An 18,955-nucleotide genomic window follows, 5' to 3' on the forward strand; every position below is an offset into this window, starting at 1 on the left:
CATTCAAAGGAAAACTTGTATAGTTGTAGAAACAAATTACTTCGAAGTACTTCTCGATACAATTTTTCACAGAAAAATCACTCGAAGTGACATTTTGAAATGCTAAATTATAAATGTTTAATTTTAAACATAAAAGTATTTAAAAGACACGCGAAGTGATCAGAAAGCGCTCGCACTAAGCTTGTCGAAGTGAAGCGATCCACATTTCAACTCGCTCAATGTTCGTGTATTTCAAAAAAGCGCGGTGACTGAGCCTGTAGAAGTCAAGCGATCCTAAAACAATCCTATCTGTCCATCCTCAGGAGTCTCTCCTTCTCCTTTTACCGTTTCTTCTCCAACAACCTCAATATCTTCTGGCAATACTTCTTGCTCTTCTTCGTACGGCAACGATTCCAATGCATTAATTTGTCGTACTTTATCTGAAGTCAACTGGTTTCCAAGTGCTTTGATTCCTTTTACAGAAATAAACTCTTCCAAGTTCACTTCCATATTTGGTTTTTGATCTTTTCCTCGTTGCTTATAAAAAACAACTTCTGCCATCGGTCGCCAATCTGTCATTAATAGTTCCAATTGTGATTTTGGATGATCGGTAATAAAATGTTCTACTTTAGAAGTATTTTCAACTAAGAAACGTTTTACGTAATAACGTTCTTTTTCGCCATCATAATAAATAGCCGAAATTGGTTTTTTAGGATTCCATTTTTCCAACACAATCATAGTATTGTCAAAATGTGCTGTCAATTCTGGAAGAATCGTTTTTAGTTCTCCTTTTTGATTGATAACAAGTAAACGATCTTCTCCTCTAAACTCACCTATAAGTTCTCCTCTACCATCTACATTTAAGCGTTGAACCGTATCGTCAAACCATATTTTACGTGGTTTTAAGGTAGAAACACCTTTTTCTTTGAGTTCTATTCGTTTTATAGAATACTTAGTTACGAGATTCCCTTTAACACCACGACCTTTAATGGCTAAATTGGCAAAATCAATATCCCATTTTAGTTTTTTAATGCTTCCTGCTTGGCGTAACATAACCGTTATTATTTCTGCTTCTCCATTTGGGTTTGCAGAAAAATATGTAACCATTGAACCTTTATTTCCACGTGTTAAATCGTATTCTTTTCCACGTGTAACACCAGTTACCGCAAAACGTTTTATATAACTTGGTCCACTTTTTCCATCACGATACACCATGTTGTAAATGGTACGTTTGTCTTTTTTCTTGAAAATGGCAACGTGAATGATATTTTTACCGATGAATGTTTTGGAATCTACCTTTGTGATTTGCATTTTACCATCGCGTGTAAACGCAATAATATCATCAATATCAGAACATTCCGTTACATATTCATCTTTTTTGAGCGATGTTCCAATGAAACCTTCTTCCCTATTGACATATAGTTTTGTGTTACGAATAATTACTTTTCGTGCATCTACATCGTCAAAGATTCTAATTTCAGTTTTACGTTCTTTTCCTTTACCGTATTGTGTTTTTAAACGTGTAAAATAATCAATTGCATATTCTATTAAATGTGCTAAATGATGTCGAACTTGTGCTATAGATTCTTCTAAAGCATCAATTTTTTGCTGCGCTTTGTCGATGTCAAACTTAGAAATACGCTTGATTCGAATTTCTGTTAAACGTGTAATGTCTTCTACCGTTACCGCACGTTTCAAATGTGTAATGTGTGGTTTTAAACCTTCGTCAATTGCATTAATAACGCCATCCCAAGTTTCTTCTTCTTCTATTTCGCGATAGATTCTGTTTTCGATAAAGATTCTTTCTAACGAAGCAAAATGCCATTGTTCTTGTAATTCTGCTAGTTGTATTTCTAACTCCGATTTTAACAATACCACAGTGTGATCCGTTGAACGACGCAACATTTCAGACACACCAATAAATAAAGGTGTATTGTCATAAATGATACATCCTAACGGCGAAATAGAACTTTCGCAATTGGTAAATGCATATAGTGCATCAATGGTTTTATCTGGAGATATATTATTTGGCAAATGCACTAGTATTTCTACATTGGCAGCCGTATTATCTTCAATCTTTTTAATCTTAATTTTTCCTTTGTCATTTGCCTTTAAGATCGATTCAATAAGCGATGTTGTATTGGTTGCAAACGGAATTTCCGTAATGACTAAGGTATTTTTTTCAAGCTGTGAAATTTTTGCACGCACACGCACTTTTCCACCACGCAAACCATCATTATAATTGCTTACGTCCATAATTCCAGATGTTGGAAAATCAGGATATATTTGGAAGCGTTTTCCTTGTAAATGCTTTATCGAAGCATCAATCAGTTCCAAAAAGTTGTGTGGTAATATTTTGGTCGATAAACCTACTGCAATTCCTTCTGCTCCTTGTGCTAACAACAATGGAAACTTTACGGGAAGATTTACAGGTTCATTTTTACGTCCATCATACGAAAGTTGCCAATCTGTAATTTTTGGGCTAAAAACCACGTCCAATGCAAACTTTGACAAACGTGCTTCAATATAACGAGAAGCTGCCGCACGATCACCTGTGAGAATGTTTCCCCAGTTTCCTTGCGCATCAATTAGCAAGTCTTTTTGACCTATTTGCACCATTGCATCAGCAATACTGGCGTCACCATGTGGATGATACTGCATTGTGTGTCCAACAATATTGGCTACTTTATTATAACGTCCATCATCCAAATCTTTCATTGAATGCATGATACGTCGTTGTACAGGCTTAAAACCATCTTCAATGGCTGGCACCGCTCTTTCTAAAATAACATACGATGCATAATCCAAAAACCAATCTTTGTACATTCCTGTAACTTTGGTAATCGTTTCTTGCGCATTGTTTTCATGTTGCTGATTTTCAGCATGTAATTCTTCGTTATGTTCTTCCATTAAGAAATTTGATTGTTATGCTTCATCACTTTATCAAGCGATTTTTTTAAGGCTCTTTTTTTTCGTGTACTCAGTAAGGATATATTAAATCGCACACGTTTTATTTGATTGGATTTCGATTTTACATATACATACAAAAAGCTATATAATATATAGTTTTGTATGCGATATCGCTTGAGTTTTTCTTTTGGAAATTCGGCTCTATTTTCACGATAGTTGATAAAATTTGAAATAAATAATCCCTTATTGACAAACGTTAGCACATTGCCATCACTGTCAAATTCAAAATATTTTGCTGTACTGTAAAAGATAACAATGATAAAAACGAGCAATGCAGGAACTGCATACCACATTTTTTCTTGATTGAAATCTTCTCGAAAAAGGAATATATACAACATCGTTAAGATGCTTCCTATTCCTAGAAAAAAGTAGAGAAATGGAACCCACTTTTTTGATTTTGCGTTATTAAACCGCATATAGCCTTCTATTTGTCTTCAATAAGGTCTAATTCTACCTTTAAATTGTTAATAATAAATTCTTGTCTGTTTGGGGTATTTTTTCCCATGTAGAATTGCAATAATTCTTCAATGGAAGTTTCCCTGTCTAACATGACAGGATCGAGACGAATATCGTCTCCAATAAAATGTTTGAATTCGTCAGGTGAAATTTCTCCCAATCCTTTGAATCGTGTAATTTCTGGTTTCCCAGAAAGCTTATTTATGGCGGCTATTCTTTCTGCTTCACTATAGCAGTATATGGTTTCTTTTTTGTTACGAACTCTAAATAAAGGCGTTTGTAAGATGTATAAATGTCCTTCTTTGATCAATTCTGGAAAAAATTGCAAGAAAAACGTAATTAATAACAAACGAATGTGCATTCCATCAACATCGGCATCCGTTGCAATTACAATATTGTTGTAACGCAAGTCTTCCATTGATTCTTCAATGTTTAGTGCAGCTTGTAAAAGGTTGAATTCTTCATTTTCATATACAATCTTTTTTGACATTGCATACGAATTTAATGGCTTTCCACGCAGACTAAACACTGCTTGCGTATTTACATCACGTGATTTTGTGATAGAACCCGAAGCCGAATCTCCCTCAGTAATGAATAAAGTAGATTCCAGTCTTCTATCTTTTTTAATATCGCCTAAATGCACTCTACAATCACGTAGTTTTTTGTTGTGCAAACTTGCTTTTTTAGCACGTTCCTTGGCTAGTTTCCTAATTCCAGAGAGTTCTTTACGTTCGCGTTCTGCTTGCAGAATTTTACGCTGTATTTTCTCTGCTGTATCTGTGTTTTTGTGTAGATAATTGTCTAAATATTTACCGACAAAATCATTGATGTACGTACGAACTGTTGGCAAATCGCCTCCCATTTCTGTAGAACCCAGCTTTGTTTTTGTTTGTGATTCAAAAACTGGTTCCATTACTTTGATACTTACTGCAGAAATGATGGATTTACGAATATCAGAAGCTTCGTAGCTTTTTCCGTAAAAGTCACGCACTGTTTTTACAATGGCTTCACGAAATGCAGCTTGGTGTGTTCCACCTTGAGTGGTATGCTGACCGTTCACAAACGAATGGTATTCTTCGCTGTATTGTGTTTTACTATGTGTAATTGCTACTTCAATATCATCACCTTTTAAGTGAATAATTGGATATAGCATGTCTTCTTTGTTGTTATTATCTTCTAAAAGATCTTTTAGTCCATTTTCCGAGAAGAATTTTTCTCCATTGAAAATAATTGTCAATCCAGGGTTTAGATACACATAATTACGCAGCATTTTTGCCACATATTCCGATCTAAACTTGAAATTTTTAAAGATGGTTTCATCTGGAATGAACGTTACTTTGGTTCCGCGTCTACGTGATGTTTCATCTAAAAACTCTTGATCTTTTAATTCACCAGTAGCAAATTCAGCAGAACTCGATTTTCCGTCACGAGTCGATTCTACTCTAAAATAAGTAGATAAGGCATTTACTGCTTTTGTACCAACTCCGTTTAGTCCAACCGATTTTTTAAATGCTCTAGAATCGTACTTTCCTCCTGTGTTCATCTTAGATACTACATCTACAACTTTTCCAAGTGGAATTCCACGACCATAATCGCGCACTATTACTTTGGTTCCTTGAATTGAGACTTCAATTGTTTTTCCGGCTCCCATGACAAATTCATCAACAGAATTGTCAAGCACTTCTTTTACAAGAATATAAATACCATCATCGGCAGAAGAGCCATCACCCAATTTTCCGATGTACATTCCAGGACGCATTCGGATGTGTTCGCGCCAGTCTAATGAACGTATATTATCTTCGGTATATTGTGAGTTTTCTAACATGAATTGAAGTGCTATTAGGGTTTGACGCTAATATACTATTTACTATGAAAAAATAAAACTCGAACGCATGAAAATAATCAACAAAAAGCGCAATATTTTATGAATATTGCGCTTTTTTAGTAGCTACTCTACATATTGTCTTTATTCTGACCAATAATTGAGTGTTACTACAACAAATCCGTCACTTCCAATTAAGCTTGGATCTAAGGTTACAATCGCGCTTGACGCACCATCAAAATATCCATCATACGCATCAAAACGATAGGTTCCTGCTGGTAAGTTTGCAAAAGTGTCAATACTGTAATAATCAGTATAGAAAATTTCTCCTGTATCTTGGTTTGTCGCAGCATATCCAGGTAATGTGCTTGCCGGAACTGAAGCTCCAGAATTTTCATCAACCAACTCAATACGAACATTGTACACAGTTGCCACTGCTTTGAATGCGGTTGCTTCTGTTTTAATTTCTTTTGCTAAGTTAATTTGATTGTTTAGTAAACTTCTGATTTCGCGAATTAAACTGCGTGCCGTATTTCTATTGTTTTGTTGAATCGCAGTTTCTAGTTCAGCACTTTTGTTGCGCACAAAGTCTTCGTTTCCTTCAATAGTTGAGGCTTTGCTTTGAATGCTAGCAGGATCAATATTGCTATTCCCTTGCGCAGCTTGTCCTATGTAATAGATTACTTCATCACTGAATTCTTCTACGACTTCCATGCTTCCATCCATAATTTGAAGATAGGTTGCCACATCTGCATTTACATTGTTGTTCACTAAATAATCAACAGTTAAGGTCTTTAAAGCTGCTTTGACTCTTTTGGCCTCAATTCGAATGATTTCAGCAGAATCGAATGTTTCATCTAAATCATCTAAAACTGCTTGTTGCGCGTTTATATTTGCTACAAATAATAACAAAAACGCACTAAGTACTACGGTAATTTTTTTCATGGTAAAATTGATTTTTGGTTATACCATAAAAGTACGATCACAATGTATCTAAATGATTACTGTAATCTTATAAAATTCTTAATGTTTAATCTTACTTTTTAATGATTTTACATACGAATTAACTTACTTTTATTTAATTATTAAATCCAAAGATTCTAAAATTACTTTTTCTTTAAGTTGATTAATACGATTCCTAAAATAACAATCAATGCACCAAAATACTGTAGAAGGCTTAGTTCTTCTCCTAAAAAGATAACCGCTAAAATTATGGTAGAAATAGGTCCTATAGCTGCAATAATTGCAAAGTTTGAAGAACTTATATGTTTTATAGATTCTGATACTAAGAATGAAGGTATTACAGTTGCAAATACTGCAATTAAGAATCCTAATACATATACTTGCCACGGAAAATTGAATATGTCAAAACTTCCTGCAATTCCGTAATGAACAAATACACATACACAAGAAACGATCATTACATAGGCTGTAAATTTTACAACGCCAAATTTTGGAATCAACCAACCACTTCCAACTAAATAGGAAGCGTATGTAAATGCGCTTAGCAAGATAAATGCACCTCCAATGTATGTTTCGGTTCCTGAAAATTGAACTTCTTGTCCAAACGCAATAATGATTCCGACATACGTAATACCAATAGCTAGTAGCTGTTTGGATGATATTTTTGTTTTTAAGAAAAAACGATTTAGCAACAGTACAATTGTAGGATATAAAAACAATATGATTCGCTCCAGACTTGCCTTTATATACGTAAGTCCTATAAAATCGAACAGACTTGCTAAATAGTAGCCTACAAATCCAAACATAAGTATCCATACATAATCTTTATGTGTTGTAGTGTCAGGATTTTCTTTGTTTCTATATAGATACGCTATGTATAGATATATTGGAAAAGAAAACAGCATTCTCAGCAATAAAGCATCTAGGGAGTTTACTTCATAGTTATATATCAACTTAACCATGACAGCTTTTGAAGAAAATAGTACTATCCCTAAAATACCTATGCAAACTCCGTATAAAAATGCACTCTTAGATTTCATTTGACAAAAGTATTGTAAGTTTATCTAACGCCGTTGCCAACTAAACTCATATTACACTGTTCAAAAGCAACATAAGCTTTTTTAATCATTGACAAACATATACTCAGGAATGTCTCTTACTTTGTTTTCTGGATAGTTTACGGGTTTATTATTTAAGTGTTTATTGATATTGAATTTATAATTGTACGAAGTAAAATCATCTTTTTTCATACGTCTTTCAATGGCTGCTAATAGTGCATACCCATCTTGCGCCCATTCATCTACTTCTTTTTTAGACTTGAATTGCGTGTACCATTCTGGAGCGCCGCGCCAGTAAATATGAAGTGCTGTTCCTTTGTCACACTGTGGTTGCTTGATTGCCCATCGTAAGAATTTTGTACCATTGTCCCAGTTATAGCCTGCCGCCAAAGTATCAATTTCCTCTGTTGTTGATTTGACCAATTCTTTCTTCCATCTGAATTTAGAAAAAGGCGAAGGGTGATTTTTTTGAGCATCTGTTATAATGCATGGACCGTTATTTTTACAATAAAAAGTTGTAAAGTAGTAAGAGTCTAATAAATCAATTCGTGTACAGTCCAAAGATTCTAGGTTTTCCACAAAATCAAATTCACATTCTTCTATAGTTCCTGTTAAGATTATTTTTTTGACTTTTGTGATACTACTAATATCTAATTTTTTTAAGTATAATGATTTCGGTGCAATTTTTGTGAAGTCAATCACTTCATCAGTTACATGTGAAATATTAACTTTTTTGAGTTTTTTTAATTTTGAAATATTGGGGATTTTACTAAAATTGAACGTTCGTCCTTTACTTCTGGTATCTATTTGAATAATTTCTCCGGTATCAATATCGACATTGAACTGCGGATAATATTTATTCCACCACATAAAATCCGCCAACTCTTGCACTGTCATTTCTGTGTTTTTGCCCAGCGTTTTCATGAAATCATAGTTCTCTTCGTTGAAATCTACTGGCAATCTTCCTACGCGTACTGTTGGCTCAGGAAACTCCATATTCATAAAATCTTCAAACGATACTCCATCTATATGTCGTTTGTGATGAGAATCAAGCATTTGCACAAAGTGATTGGAATGATCTCTAAAATCGGACTTATCTAATTCACTAATTTCTGTTTTTAGCGCAGCATACGTTTCCTTACTTTCGTTTGGAGTTATGTCATTTTCAATGAATTTGTAAATGCGATCTTGTAATCTGAAGAAAAAGTCTTTCATAGAGTTCTTAAATTATCAATAGTACAGCAGAGATTTCCTCTTATAATTTTGTTTTTAAAGCTAACCGAATTCTATCTAAAAACAAAAAACCTTCAAATTAAATTTGAAGGTTTTAACATCTATTATTTTTTGATCATTTATACGATCTATTTTGTAATACTATACATTGAATAAGAAGTGCATTACATCACCATCATTTACGATGTATGTTTTTCCTTCTACAGATAATTTTCCTGCTTCTTTTACTTTCGCTTCCGTACCATATGTTACATAATCTTCATATTTGATCACTTCTGCACGAATGAATCCTTTTTCGAAGTCAGTATGAATTACACCAGCAGATTGTGGCGCTGTTGAACCAATAGGAATTGTCCAAGCACGTACTTCTTTTTCTCCTGCAGTAAAATATGTTTGTAAGTCTAATAGTTTGTATGCAGCACGAATTAAACGAGAAACGCCTGGTTCTTCCAATCCGATGTCTTCTAAGAACATTTGTTGTTCGTCGTAGTCTTCCAATTCAGCAATATCAGCTTCTGTTCCAACGGCTAATACAATAATTTCAGCATCTTCATCCTTTACGGCTTCACGTACTTTTTCAACATAGGCGTTTCCAGATTTTGCCGAAGCTTCATCTACATTACATACGTATAAAATTGGTTTTGCAGTTAATAATTGAAAACCTTTCATTAATTCTTCTTCATCTTCAGTAACATTTACAGCTCTTGCTGAAATACCTTGTTCTAAAGCTGCTTTGAATTTATCTAAAGTAGCTTGTTCTTTTTGTGCTTCTTTGTTTCCTGTTTTCGCAGCTCTTTTTACCTTTTCTAGTCGTTTTTCAACGGTTTCAAGGTCTTTTAGTTGTAATTCAATATCTATCGTTTCTTTGTCACGAATTGGATCTACACTTCCATCTACGTGTACAATATTATCATTGTCAAAACAACGCAATACGTGCATGATAGCATTACACTCACGAATGTTTCCTAAAAATTGATTTCCTAAACCTTCACCTTTACTAGCTCCACGAACCAATCCTGCAATATCAACGATTTCTACCGTTGCAGGCAATACGCGCTGTGGGTTTACCAATTCTTCTAGTTTTTCAAGTCTTGGATCTGGTACATTTACGACTCCTAAATTAGGTTCAATCGTACAGAATGGGAAGTTTGCACTTTGTGCTTTCGCATTCGATAAACAGTTAAATAAGGTTGATTTTCCAACATTTGGTAATCCTACAATTCCAGCTTTCATTGTGATAATAAAATTTTAGTGGTGCAAATATAGTTTTTTTGTTGATTGTAGTTTGATGTTTATTGCTCGTTTTTTTTATATCCAAGTTTTATGCGGGTTAAATATAATTTTTACATTTAATATTTAGCATTTATAATTTAATATTTAGCATTGTTGGCTGTTGGGTTAGTTTGATAACTAGTAGTTTTTTTTGGCATTACATTTATATCAACACGTCTTATTTTTGAAAGTTCTCTGAAGTTCATTTCTTGTACAATACAACCAAAATCACTCGAATTGACAGTTGAAACATCTCAATACGAACTTCTAAATACTCAAAACCTACATATAATTTATACACCTTTTTTGTTAAATACGGTTTTCCCGTTTTGAATTGGGCGACAAATAGTTGATTTTTGTGTTTTAACCAATCCAAAAAACCATATGTTTCGATTTTCTAACCTTGTTCTTTTTGTGTTTTGTCTCTCCTTTTTTATGACGAATGCACAAGAGAAACCATCGCTGTCTTATTACCTACCAACGGATGTTACGTATAATAAAAATATTCCAACGCCCGAAAGTGTATTAGGTCATGAAGTAGGAAAATGGCATGTAACACACGATAAATTGGTGATGTATATGAAAGAGTTGGCTAAAAGTTCGGATCGAATTACGCTAGAAGATCGCGGAAAAACATTTGAAGATCGTCCAATACTATTATTAACTGTAACCTCAACTGAGAATCATCAAAATATTGAAAGCATTCGTCAAAAGCATGTGAGTCTGACTGAAAAAAGTGGCGCAAATGCTCAAATTACGAATATGCCAATTGTGGTGTATCAAGGGTTTTCCATCCATGGAAATGAAGCTAGTGGAAGTAATGCTGCTTTGCTCCTCGCCTATTATTTGGCTGCTGCCGAAGGAACTCAGATTGATAATTTGTTAAAAAATACGATTGTTTTGTTAGATCCATCTTTTAACCCTGATGGTTTACAGCGTTTTGCAGGTTGGGTAAATATGCACAAAAGTGAACATTTGATTAGCGATCCACAAGATAGAGAGTTTGACGAGGCTTGGCCACGCGGACGCACCAATCATTATTGGTTTGATATGAACAGAGATTGGTTGCCTGTACAATTGCCAGAATCGAGAGCGCGTATTAAAACATTTCACCGTTGGATGCCAAATATTTTGACAGATCATCATGAAATGGGTTCTAATTCCTCTTTTTTCTTTCAACCTGGAATTCCGTCGCGTACGCATCCGTTAACGCCGCAAATGAATCAAGATTTAACGAAAGAGATTGCAACCTACCATGCCAAAGCATTTGACAAGATTGGTTCGTTGTATTATACCGAAGAGAGTTTTGACGATTTTTATTATGGAAAAGGTTCTACATTCCCTGATATTAATGGAAGTATTGGAATTTTGTTTGAACAAGGAAGTGCCCGCGGACACGTTCAGGAGAGTGAGAATGGTTTAGTGACATTTCCGTTTGCCATTCGAAATCAATTCACTGCTGCATTGTCTACGCTAGCAGCTGCTACTAATATGCGCACGACTATTCTACGATATCAGAGACAATTCTATGAAAATGCAAGAAAAGAAGCCGCTCGCACACAAGCAAAAGCCTATATTTTTGGTGATGAAAAAGACGCTGCGAAAGCATACCATTTAGCCGAAATTTTAAAACGACACAATATTGCCATTCACGAAGTTAAAAATGATGTGACTGTGAGTGGAACAAAATATAAAAAAGGTGCGAGTTATATTGTACCGAGAGATCAACGTCAACACCGATTGATTAATGCAATTTTTGAGAAACGCACACAGTTTCAAGATAGTTTATTTTACGATATTTCTGCGTGGACATTTCCATTAGCGTTCAATTTGTCATACAATGATTTAACGTCACTTGGTAATGCTGGAAGCGAAATTACAGATTTACAAGCGCCAACAGGAACGGTAAATGGAGCCGGAAATTATGCCTATTTATTTGAGTGGAACGAATATTATTCACCAAAAGCGTTGGCAATTATTAAATCGAAAAAACTGCGTGCAAAAGTTGCCATGAAACCGTTTACGTTGGAAGGAGTTCGTTATGATTATGGAACGATTATGATTCCTGTGCAAAATCAGCGATTGAACGCACAAGAAATGAAGAAATTTTTAAATTATGTTGCTAAAGAAAGTCACCTCAACATTACTGCCGTTTCTTCTGGATTGACTGAAGGAATTGATTTGGGAAGTAATAATTTTGAAGCGATTGGAAACCCTAAAGTTGCGATGCTTATTGGTGGTCCCATTACTTCGTACGATGCAGGTGAGATTTGGCATTTATTTGACCAACGTTATGAAATTCCGTTGACAAAATTAGATATGCGCAATTTTGACAGAATGAATTTGTCGAAGTACACTCATATTATTTTACCAAATACGTATTCGTTATCAAAAAGTCATACGAGTAAGTTAAAAAAGTGGGTTCAAAATGGTGGTACTTTGATTGCCTATAGAAATGCAGTTCGTTATTTAAATCAGCATAAATTTATGAAGCTCGATATTAAGAAAACTGGTATTGACGCTAAGAATGTTTCTTTTGAGCAACGCAGAGATCATAACGGCGCACAAGTAATTGGTGGTGCCATTTTTAACACAAAGATCGATAGATCGCATCCTATTAATTTTGGGTACTTGAAAGACGAGTTGCCAATGTTTCGTAATACGACGGTTTTTGTGAATCCGCATGAAAAGAGTTATAACAACCCAATTCAGTATACAAATTCGCCTCTATTAAGCGGTTATGTATCAGAAGAGAATTTGGAACTTTTGAAAAATAGTGTTCCTTTTCAAACCACTCGTATGGGAAGTGGTCGTGTGATTGCTTTTACCGATAATACAAATTTTAGAGCTTTTTGGTACGGAACGAATAAGTTGTTGATGAATGCGATTTTCTTTTCGGGGATGATGTGATTTTAGACTCGCTTCGCTCTTGGATTATTAGTATCGCTTTGCTGTTAGATCGCACTGACGTGCTTTTAGACTCGTTCTCGTGTAGGCGAATCTCTTAGATCGCTTTGCTTTTAGATTGCGCTAAAGCGCTTTTAGATGTTGGTTGCTTGCTAACTGTAAATAAGTTTATTGTTTTTCGTTATTTTTAAATATCTTAAATTAGAGACACTTTGCTTTCTAAATGCTAGAGTTAAGTGCAAATCGGCATTGCTTTAACTCATCATTTAACAATCAAAAAATATCAAAGTTTAAATCACTTTGCTTTTAAATTACGATATTTGTTATATCATCATAAAAATTTCAAATTATAGCGTTTATACAATGCATAGCGGCTTTTAATTTCCTTCTTTTTGCTGTACTGATTTGGCATTATAAAAAGAAGTTAGATATTGCTATTTATGTTTTTTCCTTCTTTTTAATTGGTAAAGGATTAACATTGGTGAGTAACTTGATGATTACCAAATCTATTTTCCCAGAAAATACGTCCATTTTTTATTCAGGAATTATCCTAAATTCATTTCTATTTTTTTACGCACCCATTTTATTTCTATTTGCCAAAAGTATCATTAAAGGAAGTTTGTCCTTAAAAAAGTATTGGGTGCATTTTATTCCATTTATCATCTTTTCAGTTTTAAACATAGTACTTGTAACGATGTTTATAGCTATGGAAAACTCTAAGGCTACCGAAACTATCTTATGGATTAGAAATTCATTTGACAAATTATATTTTGCTCAAGTGCTTGTGTATACATTTATTTCGTTTTGGGTGGTTTATAAACACAAAAGTGACAACTTAAGATTCAAAAGAATTGCAAAATGGCTCAAGCAAACGTTGGTTTTGTTTATTGTTGTCTGGTTATTATTTGGAGTAAGTTCACTCCTCGAGGAATCGCCAAATCTGGCTACAGCATTTACTTTTATTGGTTTTTTGTTATTGTTGATTTTATCTAATATTGTTTTATTTCAATTATTAAATCATCCTGAGTTTTTCTATAATAACTTAACGATTAAACTAAAAAAGGAAACTACCAATCCTAAAATAAATAAAGCGCTTTACACTAAGCTTTGCAATTTGCTGGTAGAAAAAAAGCTCTATAAAAAATCTGATTTAAAAATTAGTGACTTATCAGATGCTCTTGGTGAATCGGCTCGAAATATTTCCATTTTAATTAACACCTTTTACAAGGGGAATTTCTACGACTTCATCAATTTTTATCGTATAGAAGAAGCTAAATCACTTTTGAAGAATGGTAATGATGATATGACTATTCTTACCATTTTATACGAATCTGGTTTTAACAGTAAATCTGTTTTTAATACGGTCTTTAAAAAAATGGAAGGACAAACACCTTCTGCTTACAGAAAAAATTATATGACTTCTCTCTATGGATAAACCTTTAGGTGTATCCTTCTTGTTTTGTTAAATAACTCTTAAATAAAGGTACTAATTTCTGTATTTGCAGGTATTCGGACGACACGACTTGATTTAAAAAGTACGTTTGCGTTAGAAAATCTATTATAGAGTGTTGCAATGCACTCTCAGCAAATATATATTAATGAAACATTTACACTTTTTTAAATTACTAATCTTTCTGTTTGTTTTCAGTTTACAAACCATCAGTGCCCAAACCCTTAAACGAAAAGGTCTTTTAGGCATTACAATGCAAACGATAAATGATAGCATCGCACAACAGCATAACTTAAAAGTCAATTCGGGTATACGTATCATGACAGTAATGCCCAATTCGACGTTTGCGAACTTGGGTATTGCTCAAGGAAATATCTTAATACGGATAAATGATACATTGGTACATACAATTCAAGATGTACTGGCAATTACTAGCAATCTATATGAAGGTGATACAATAGAAGTCGAATTTTATGCTAATAGCAAAAAGAAAACAAAATCTACATCATTATTAGGTCGCCCCCATGAAACATTTAAAAATGGTAATGTTACCTATGGAGCGGTTGTTTATGAAGGTAACGTTTTAAGAAGTATTTTGGTAACACCAAAAGAAACTAAAAAAGCACCTGTGGTTTATTTCTTGCAGGGATATACTTGTGGTTCAATAGAAACAGTCTCAGACAGTAATCCAATGAAAAAACTTATGAACGATTGGGTGAATGCTGGTTATGCTGTTTATAGAATTGAAAAGCCAGGTGTTGGAGATAGTCAGAGTAAAAAACACTGTATGCAACTAAGCTTCGACGAAGAGCTTACTGCCTTTAAGGAAGGGTATAAAGACCTTTTGAAGCAAGAATCTATAGATGCAAATAACATCTTCATGTTTGGGCATTCTATGGGCGGTGTTATCGCACCTCTTATACATACTATAAAATCACCTCGAGGTATTATAACGTATGGAAGCATAGCGCAAAACTGGTATGATTATATGGTAGACTTATATACCATTCAACCCAAACATTTTGGTGTGTCTGATGCACAGATTAAAGAAGTTAATAAAGTAAACCTAAAGTTTAACGAAGATTTCCTGATCAATAAACTATCAGGTACAGAAATACTGAAGAATACGGCGTACGCAGCGTTCTTCAGTGCAAACGAACTCAACTTTAAACAAAATCAATACATAGGTCGTCATTTTGATTTTTGGCAAAACTTAGCAGATGTCAATATTCCTGAAGCTTGGTCCAAAGTAACTACAAACGTTTTGGCCATGTATGGTGAATTTGATATTCAGGCTATTAGCCCTAAAAGTGCTAAGGGAATCGCTGAGATCGTAAATAAAAATAAAGGTCGTGGCGATTTTATCCTGATAAAAAATGCAGATCACGGTTTTGTAAACTTTGATTCCATGCAACACAATGTTGAAACCTTAGGCAATGGAAGCTATATGAGTCATGCACGAGACAATTATAGTACTAGTTTAGGTAAGGAAAGTGTGAAATGGATACGAAGCAAAATCAAAAAATAATGTATTTAAAATTAGTAATCTTTTTTAGCCTTTTCGCTTTTACTTGTAAAACAAATGCCCAAATCGACTCTGTTTTGGTATGCAAAGCGTCCTTCAAAAATTCCAAATTTGATAACCAACATGCAGGAAGCGGATTTTTGCTACGTCACAACAATAAAATTTATGCAATAACAGCAAAACATGTTTTGTTTTTCGCCAAAACGGATAGCATGAAAACCATCAGCTTTGGTGATGAATTAAAGTCGTGGATTTTATACTCGAAGGAGAATAAAGCTAATAGGCTAATTACTGGGAAACTCATCAATGAAAATATAGATGAACCCATCATAATGCCACCTAAAGGAGACTGGTTAATTTTTGAAGTAAAAGGGAAAATTCCTGATAACATCGCCATTTATTCCCTAAGAAATACTCCTTTAAAAATGAATGAAACAGTTCACTTTTTAGGCTACCCCTATAAAAATGAACATCCCATAACCGTATCAGGGACTTTTATTGGACTCACAGAAGACAATAATTTAAAACTCGATGTACCAAAAGGAAACTACGGAGGGTGCAGCGGAGGTCCAGTAATTGATAAAAACGGAAAATTAGTTGGAATAGTCTCTATGGGGTATTTCAATGAAAAAGAACAAAAATATGTTTTTGAACCAGCCTCTTTAGACTATTTCAAAACTGCAATTAACACACACAAATAATCAAATTTACATTGAATACTATGCGAAATATACTCATAACATTATCATTACTTATGTCATTAGTTTCTACGGAGCTTTTTGCTCAAAAAACTGCATACTACAGGCATCTTATTTTTAGAGAAACTCCATTTTCAGATACTAGAGGAAATCATCCAATTAATAAAGAAACAGCACAAAAAGAAACACATTACCGCTTTGTGTACGACAATCAAGATCGGTTAATTGAAGTCTCTCACAGGCTTGGGGATTTTATTATAAATAACAATGACAATTGGGATAGTTTTATTTGGTTTTCAGCCAAGATGACGATTGAATACAAGGGCAACCAAGAAATAAGACATTACTACAATCGCTTGAATGAAAAAATAGAAGCCCATGGCAAAATGTACAAAGCTGTTTTCGATTTGGATGAAAACGGTAAGAGAAAAGCTGTAAAGTTCTACGATAAGGATAACAAACCATCAGAAAATGCTTGGGGAATTCATGAGTATCAATGGACTGACTTAGGAGAAGGAAAAATTCTGGAAAAACGTTTTGACCTAAAAGGTGAACCAAAAACCATTCGACCAAATTTCACCTTCTATACCGTAAGACTGGAATACGGCGATGATGATTTGTTGGATTTTGTATATCACCTAGACGATGATGGAACTATTATTAACAACGTAATGAAAGCTGGCTTGGATCGCATTGTGTATGATCAAGAAGAGAATTTTTCTCGTTGGATGGTATTCGATAAAGATTTAAAACCAGTTAACGGTAACGCTCCAGATTTTGCCATTGGCGAGCATTTGTACGATGCTAAAGGAAATAAAGTAGAACTTAGAGGTTTTGGAGTGTATGGCAAAAAAAGAGCGATGCCATCTGGAGTGGCTAGAGTTTTAAATACCTACGACAAGTACAACAATCAAATAGAAGTTAAGGCGCTAGATATAGAAGATAAGCTACTTCAAAGGGTACAACGACAATACAGCAAAGATGGTAAGCGTATTGAATGGATTAGATATGTAGATGCTGATGGAAACCTTAAGAAACCTCAAGGAGCAAATTTTGCCGCTATAGAGTACAAATATGCTGAAGATGGTAGCATATCTGGAATGAAACAATATGATGAAAATTTAAAAGAAATAAAAAGTTAAAATAATGAAACACTATATTTTATATATCTCCGTATTAATGAGTCTATTCCTTAGCTCCTGTGGTAGCCAAAAGAAAATCATGGTAAAGCCATCCGTTTTTGAGTTTGGTAATTCTATGGCTGAAATGAAGGAACGTCTAAGCACATTATCAGATTCTATTACTGTAAGACTCAATGAGCCCATTCAATTGCCTACGGCAAAAAACAATCAATCGCAATTGGATGTACATGGTTTTATGTATGCTGGTAAAAAACGAAAAGTAGAACTCATTTTTGCTGATGATACTTTGGATATTGTTTGGATATTAACGGATGCTCATGAAGAACAACAGTTTGTTAATCATTTTAAATCTCTTTATGGAGAACCCACACATAGTACTCCTGAGGCAACCTTTTTTATTACCAATGCCACAGCCGTGAGAAATAAACCCCATGAAGTTCTATTCATATCGGAACGATTAATAGCGCCTTATAAACAGTTTTTACAGCACCAAAAATAGATATCATTCAATACTAATGCTAATTGGACAGCTCCAGTTTGGTATAGAATTATTGCTAACTATTTTGAAACTCCAAGCACATCTCGATACTAATTTCTTTACAGAAATTCACTCGAAGTGACGATTTGTAATTGTAGAAACAGATTGCTTTGTCATACTTCCGCGCAATGACGTTTTAAACAATCTCAATACTCAATGCTAATATCTCAATACTAATAACTAACAAAAAAGCTCCGTAAGTTTCTCAAACACTTCCTTCGCATACGCTTTATTGAAGGGAACGTATTTCTTAGCAAGTTCAGTGTCTGCTAATTCAGCTTCTACTTGTGCTAGTGGAAGCATTGTTACATCGGCAACTTCTTCTTCTTGGAGTATTGCGTTTAATGGTTCGTCTGGAATTTCACAGGCAAAAATGGTGATGAATTCACGATCGCGGTAGTCTTCCGCATGCTGGTAATCGATTCGGAAATGTCCTATTTGTTGTAGTTGTTCTGTCTGTACTTTGATGCCAAGTTCTTCTTGTGCTTCTCTTACGGCAGTATTTAAAGCTGTTTCTCCTGCACTAATATGTCCTGCAACAGAAACGTCCCAACAGTTTGGAAAGTTTGGTTTGATCGCTGCACGCAATTGTAAGACCACTTTTCCACTCTTTGTATATAACCATAAATGTGTTGACGCATGAAAATGTCCGTGGCGATGTACTTCTCGTTTGGGAAGAATTTCGCCTGTGGGTTTTCCGTGTTGGTCTAGGATGTCGATTTGTTCCATGGTTTTTGGTTTGTCGCTTTGCTCTTGTTATGAGTTGTGAGTTGTGAGTTGTGAGTTGTGAGTTGTGAGTTGTGAGTTGTGAGTTAAGTTCTTTACTTCCTGTTTTTTTCAAAGCACAAACTCTTAAACTTATAAACAGCTGAACTTCATTCGTTGTCAGTTATCTGTTCATGCATCTGTACGTTCTTAAAAAACTTACTAATACCAAATACC

At 34.4% G+C, this 18,955-nt stretch carries 14 protein-coding genes; 6 read left to right on the forward strand and 8 right to left on the reverse strand.

From position 1 onward, the window contains the following. Positions 1-273: 273 nt before the first annotated feature. The 7 genes from ACRBBL_RS11335 to ychF form a co-directional block, all read right to left on the reverse strand. Positions 274-2,889 (reverse strand): DNA gyrase/topoisomerase IV subunit A, encoded by a 2,616-nt coding sequence (locus tag ACRBBL_RS11335; RefSeq protein ID WP_431369164.1) that lies wholly within the window; start codon positions 2,887-2,889, stop codon positions 274-276. After that, positions 2,889-3,365: a hypothetical protein gene (locus ACRBBL_RS11340; RefSeq protein ID WP_431369165.1), complete on the reverse strand. Its 477-nt coding sequence runs from the start codon at positions 3,363-3,365 to the stop codon at positions 2,889-2,891. The genes ACRBBL_RS11335 and ACRBBL_RS11340 overlap by 1 nt, the downstream gene beginning before the upstream one ends. Before the next feature lie 8 nt (positions 3,366-3,373). Next, on the reverse strand, positions 3,374-5,230 hold the full coding sequence (locus tag ACRBBL_RS11345) for a DNA topoisomerase IV subunit B (protein ID WP_431369166.1): 1,857 nt from the start codon (positions 5,228-5,230) through the stop codon (positions 3,374-3,376). Positions 5,231-5,371: 141 nt separating this feature from the next. Next, positions 5,372-6,172 (reverse strand): hypothetical protein, encoded by an 801-nt coding sequence (locus tag ACRBBL_RS11350; RefSeq protein WP_431369167.1) that lies wholly within the window; start codon positions 6,170-6,172, stop codon positions 5,372-5,374. Between the two features lie 161 nt (positions 6,173-6,333). Further along, entirely contained in the window at positions 6,334-7,230 is an 897-nt protein-coding gene (locus ACRBBL_RS11355) for a DMT family transporter (protein ID WP_431369168.1), read from the reverse strand. 81 nt (positions 7,231-7,311) lie between these two features. Further along, the gene (locus ACRBBL_RS11360) at positions 7,312-8,463 is read right to left on the reverse strand and encodes a DUF4274 domain-containing protein (RefSeq protein WP_431369169.1); all 1,152 of its coding nucleotides are present in this window, start codon (positions 8,461-8,463) and stop codon (positions 7,312-7,314) included. Positions 8,464-8,622: 159 nt separating this feature from the next. Beyond that, a complete protein-coding gene (gene ychF, locus ACRBBL_RS11365; protein ID WP_431369170.1) occupies positions 8,623-9,714 on the reverse strand; it encodes a redox-regulated ATPase YchF in 1,092 nt (363 codons plus the stop codon). 474 nt (positions 9,715-10,188) lie between these two features. On the opposite strand from ychF, the gene ACRBBL_RS11370 reads away from it, so the two are divergent. The 6 genes from ACRBBL_RS11370 to ACRBBL_RS11395 all read left to right on the forward strand — a co-directional run bounded on the left by ACRBBL_RS11370 (position 10,189) and on the right by ACRBBL_RS11395 (position 17,974). Then, entirely contained in the window at positions 10,189-12,663 is a 2,475-nt protein-coding gene (locus ACRBBL_RS11370; RefSeq protein WP_431369171.1) for a M14 family metallopeptidase, read from the forward strand. A gap of 490 nt (positions 12,664-13,153) precedes the next feature. After that, a complete protein-coding gene (locus ACRBBL_RS11375) occupies positions 13,154-14,095 on the forward strand; it encodes a helix-turn-helix domain-containing protein (protein WP_431369172.1) in 942 nt (313 codons plus the stop codon). Between the two features lie 163 nt (positions 14,096-14,258). Beyond that, on the forward strand, positions 14,259-15,638 hold the full coding sequence (locus tag ACRBBL_RS11380; RefSeq protein ID WP_431369173.1) for a serine aminopeptidase domain-containing protein: 1,380 nt from the start codon (positions 14,259-14,261) through the stop codon (positions 15,636-15,638). Beyond that, positions 15,638-16,336, forward strand: coding sequence for a S1 family peptidase (locus ACRBBL_RS11385; protein WP_431369174.1), 699 nt, complete (start codon positions 15,638-15,640; stop codon positions 16,334-16,336). Before ACRBBL_RS11380 ends, ACRBBL_RS11385 begins: the two co-directional genes overlap by 1 nt. Positions 16,337-16,356: 20 nt before the next feature. Next, positions 16,357-17,475: a hypothetical protein gene (locus tag ACRBBL_RS11390; protein ID WP_431369175.1), complete on the forward strand. Its 1,119-nt coding sequence runs from the start codon at positions 16,357-16,359 to the stop codon at positions 17,473-17,475. A 79-nt stretch (positions 17,476-17,554) separates the two neighbouring features. Further along, positions 17,555-17,974, forward strand: a complete 420-nt coding sequence (locus ACRBBL_RS11395; RefSeq protein WP_431369176.1) for a hypothetical protein — start codon at positions 17,555-17,557, stop codon at positions 17,972-17,974. A 219-nt stretch (positions 17,975-18,193) separates the two neighbouring features. Here the strand turns inward: ACRBBL_RS11395 and ACRBBL_RS11400 are convergent, their stop codons facing one another. After that, on the reverse strand, positions 18,194-18,742 hold the full coding sequence (locus ACRBBL_RS11400; RefSeq protein WP_431369177.1) for an NUDIX hydrolase: 549 nt from the start codon (positions 18,740-18,742) through the stop codon (positions 18,194-18,196). Between the last annotated feature and the right edge of the window lie 213 nt (positions 18,743-18,955).

The sequence above is a fragment of the Kordia sp. genome (genome assembly GCF_050633145.1).
Lineage (GTDB): Bacteria > Bacteroidota > Bacteroidia > Flavobacteriales > Flavobacteriaceae > Kordia.

Coding starts and splice junctions, on each gene's coding strand:
- ACRBBL_RS11395 (WP_431369176.1), top strand. CDS start 17,555: ATGGTAAAGCCATCCGTTTTTGAGTTTGGTAATTCTATGGCTGAAATG.
- ACRBBL_RS11360 (WP_431369169.1), bottom strand. CDS start 8,463: ATGAAAGACTTTTTCTTCAGATTACAAGATCGCATTTACAAATTCATT.
- ychF (WP_431369170.1), bottom strand. CDS start 9,714: ATGAAAGCTGGAATTGTAGGATTACCAAATGTTGGAAAATCAACCTTA.
- ACRBBL_RS11390 (WP_431369175.1), top strand. CDS start 16,357: ATGCGAAATATACTCATAACATTATCATTACTTATGTCATTAGTTTCT.
- ACRBBL_RS11340 (WP_431369165.1), bottom strand. CDS start 3,365: ATGCGGTTTAATAACGCAAAATCAAAAAAGTGGGTTCCATTTCTCTAC.
- ACRBBL_RS11400 (WP_431369177.1), bottom strand. CDS start 18,742: ATGGAACAAATCGACATCCTAGACCAACACGGAAAACCCACAGGCGAA.
- ACRBBL_RS11375 (WP_431369172.1), top strand. CDS start 13,154: ATGATTACCAAATCTATTTTCCCAGAAAATACGTCCATTTTTTATTCA.
- ACRBBL_RS11345 (WP_431369166.1), bottom strand. CDS start 5,230: ATGTTAGAAAACTCACAATATACCGAAGATAATATACGTTCATTAGAC.
- ACRBBL_RS11380 (WP_431369173.1), top strand. CDS start 14,259: ATGAAACATTTACACTTTTTTAAATTACTAATCTTTCTGTTTGTTTTC.
- ACRBBL_RS11355 (WP_431369168.1), bottom strand. CDS start 7,230: ATGAAATCTAAGAGTGCATTTTTATACGGAGTTTGCATAGGTATTTTA.
- ACRBBL_RS11350 (WP_431369167.1), bottom strand. CDS start 6,172: ATGAAAAAAATTACCGTAGTACTTAGTGCGTTTTTGTTATTATTTGTA.
- ACRBBL_RS11335 (WP_431369164.1), bottom strand. CDS start 2,889: ATGGAAGAACATAACGAAGAATTACATGCTGAAAATCAGCAACATGAA.
- ACRBBL_RS11370 (WP_431369171.1), top strand. CDS start 10,189: ATGACGAATGCACAAGAGAAACCATCGCTGTCTTATTACCTACCAACG.
- ACRBBL_RS11385 (WP_431369174.1), top strand. CDS start 15,638: ATGTATTTAAAATTAGTAATCTTTTTTAGCCTTTTCGCTTTTACTTGT.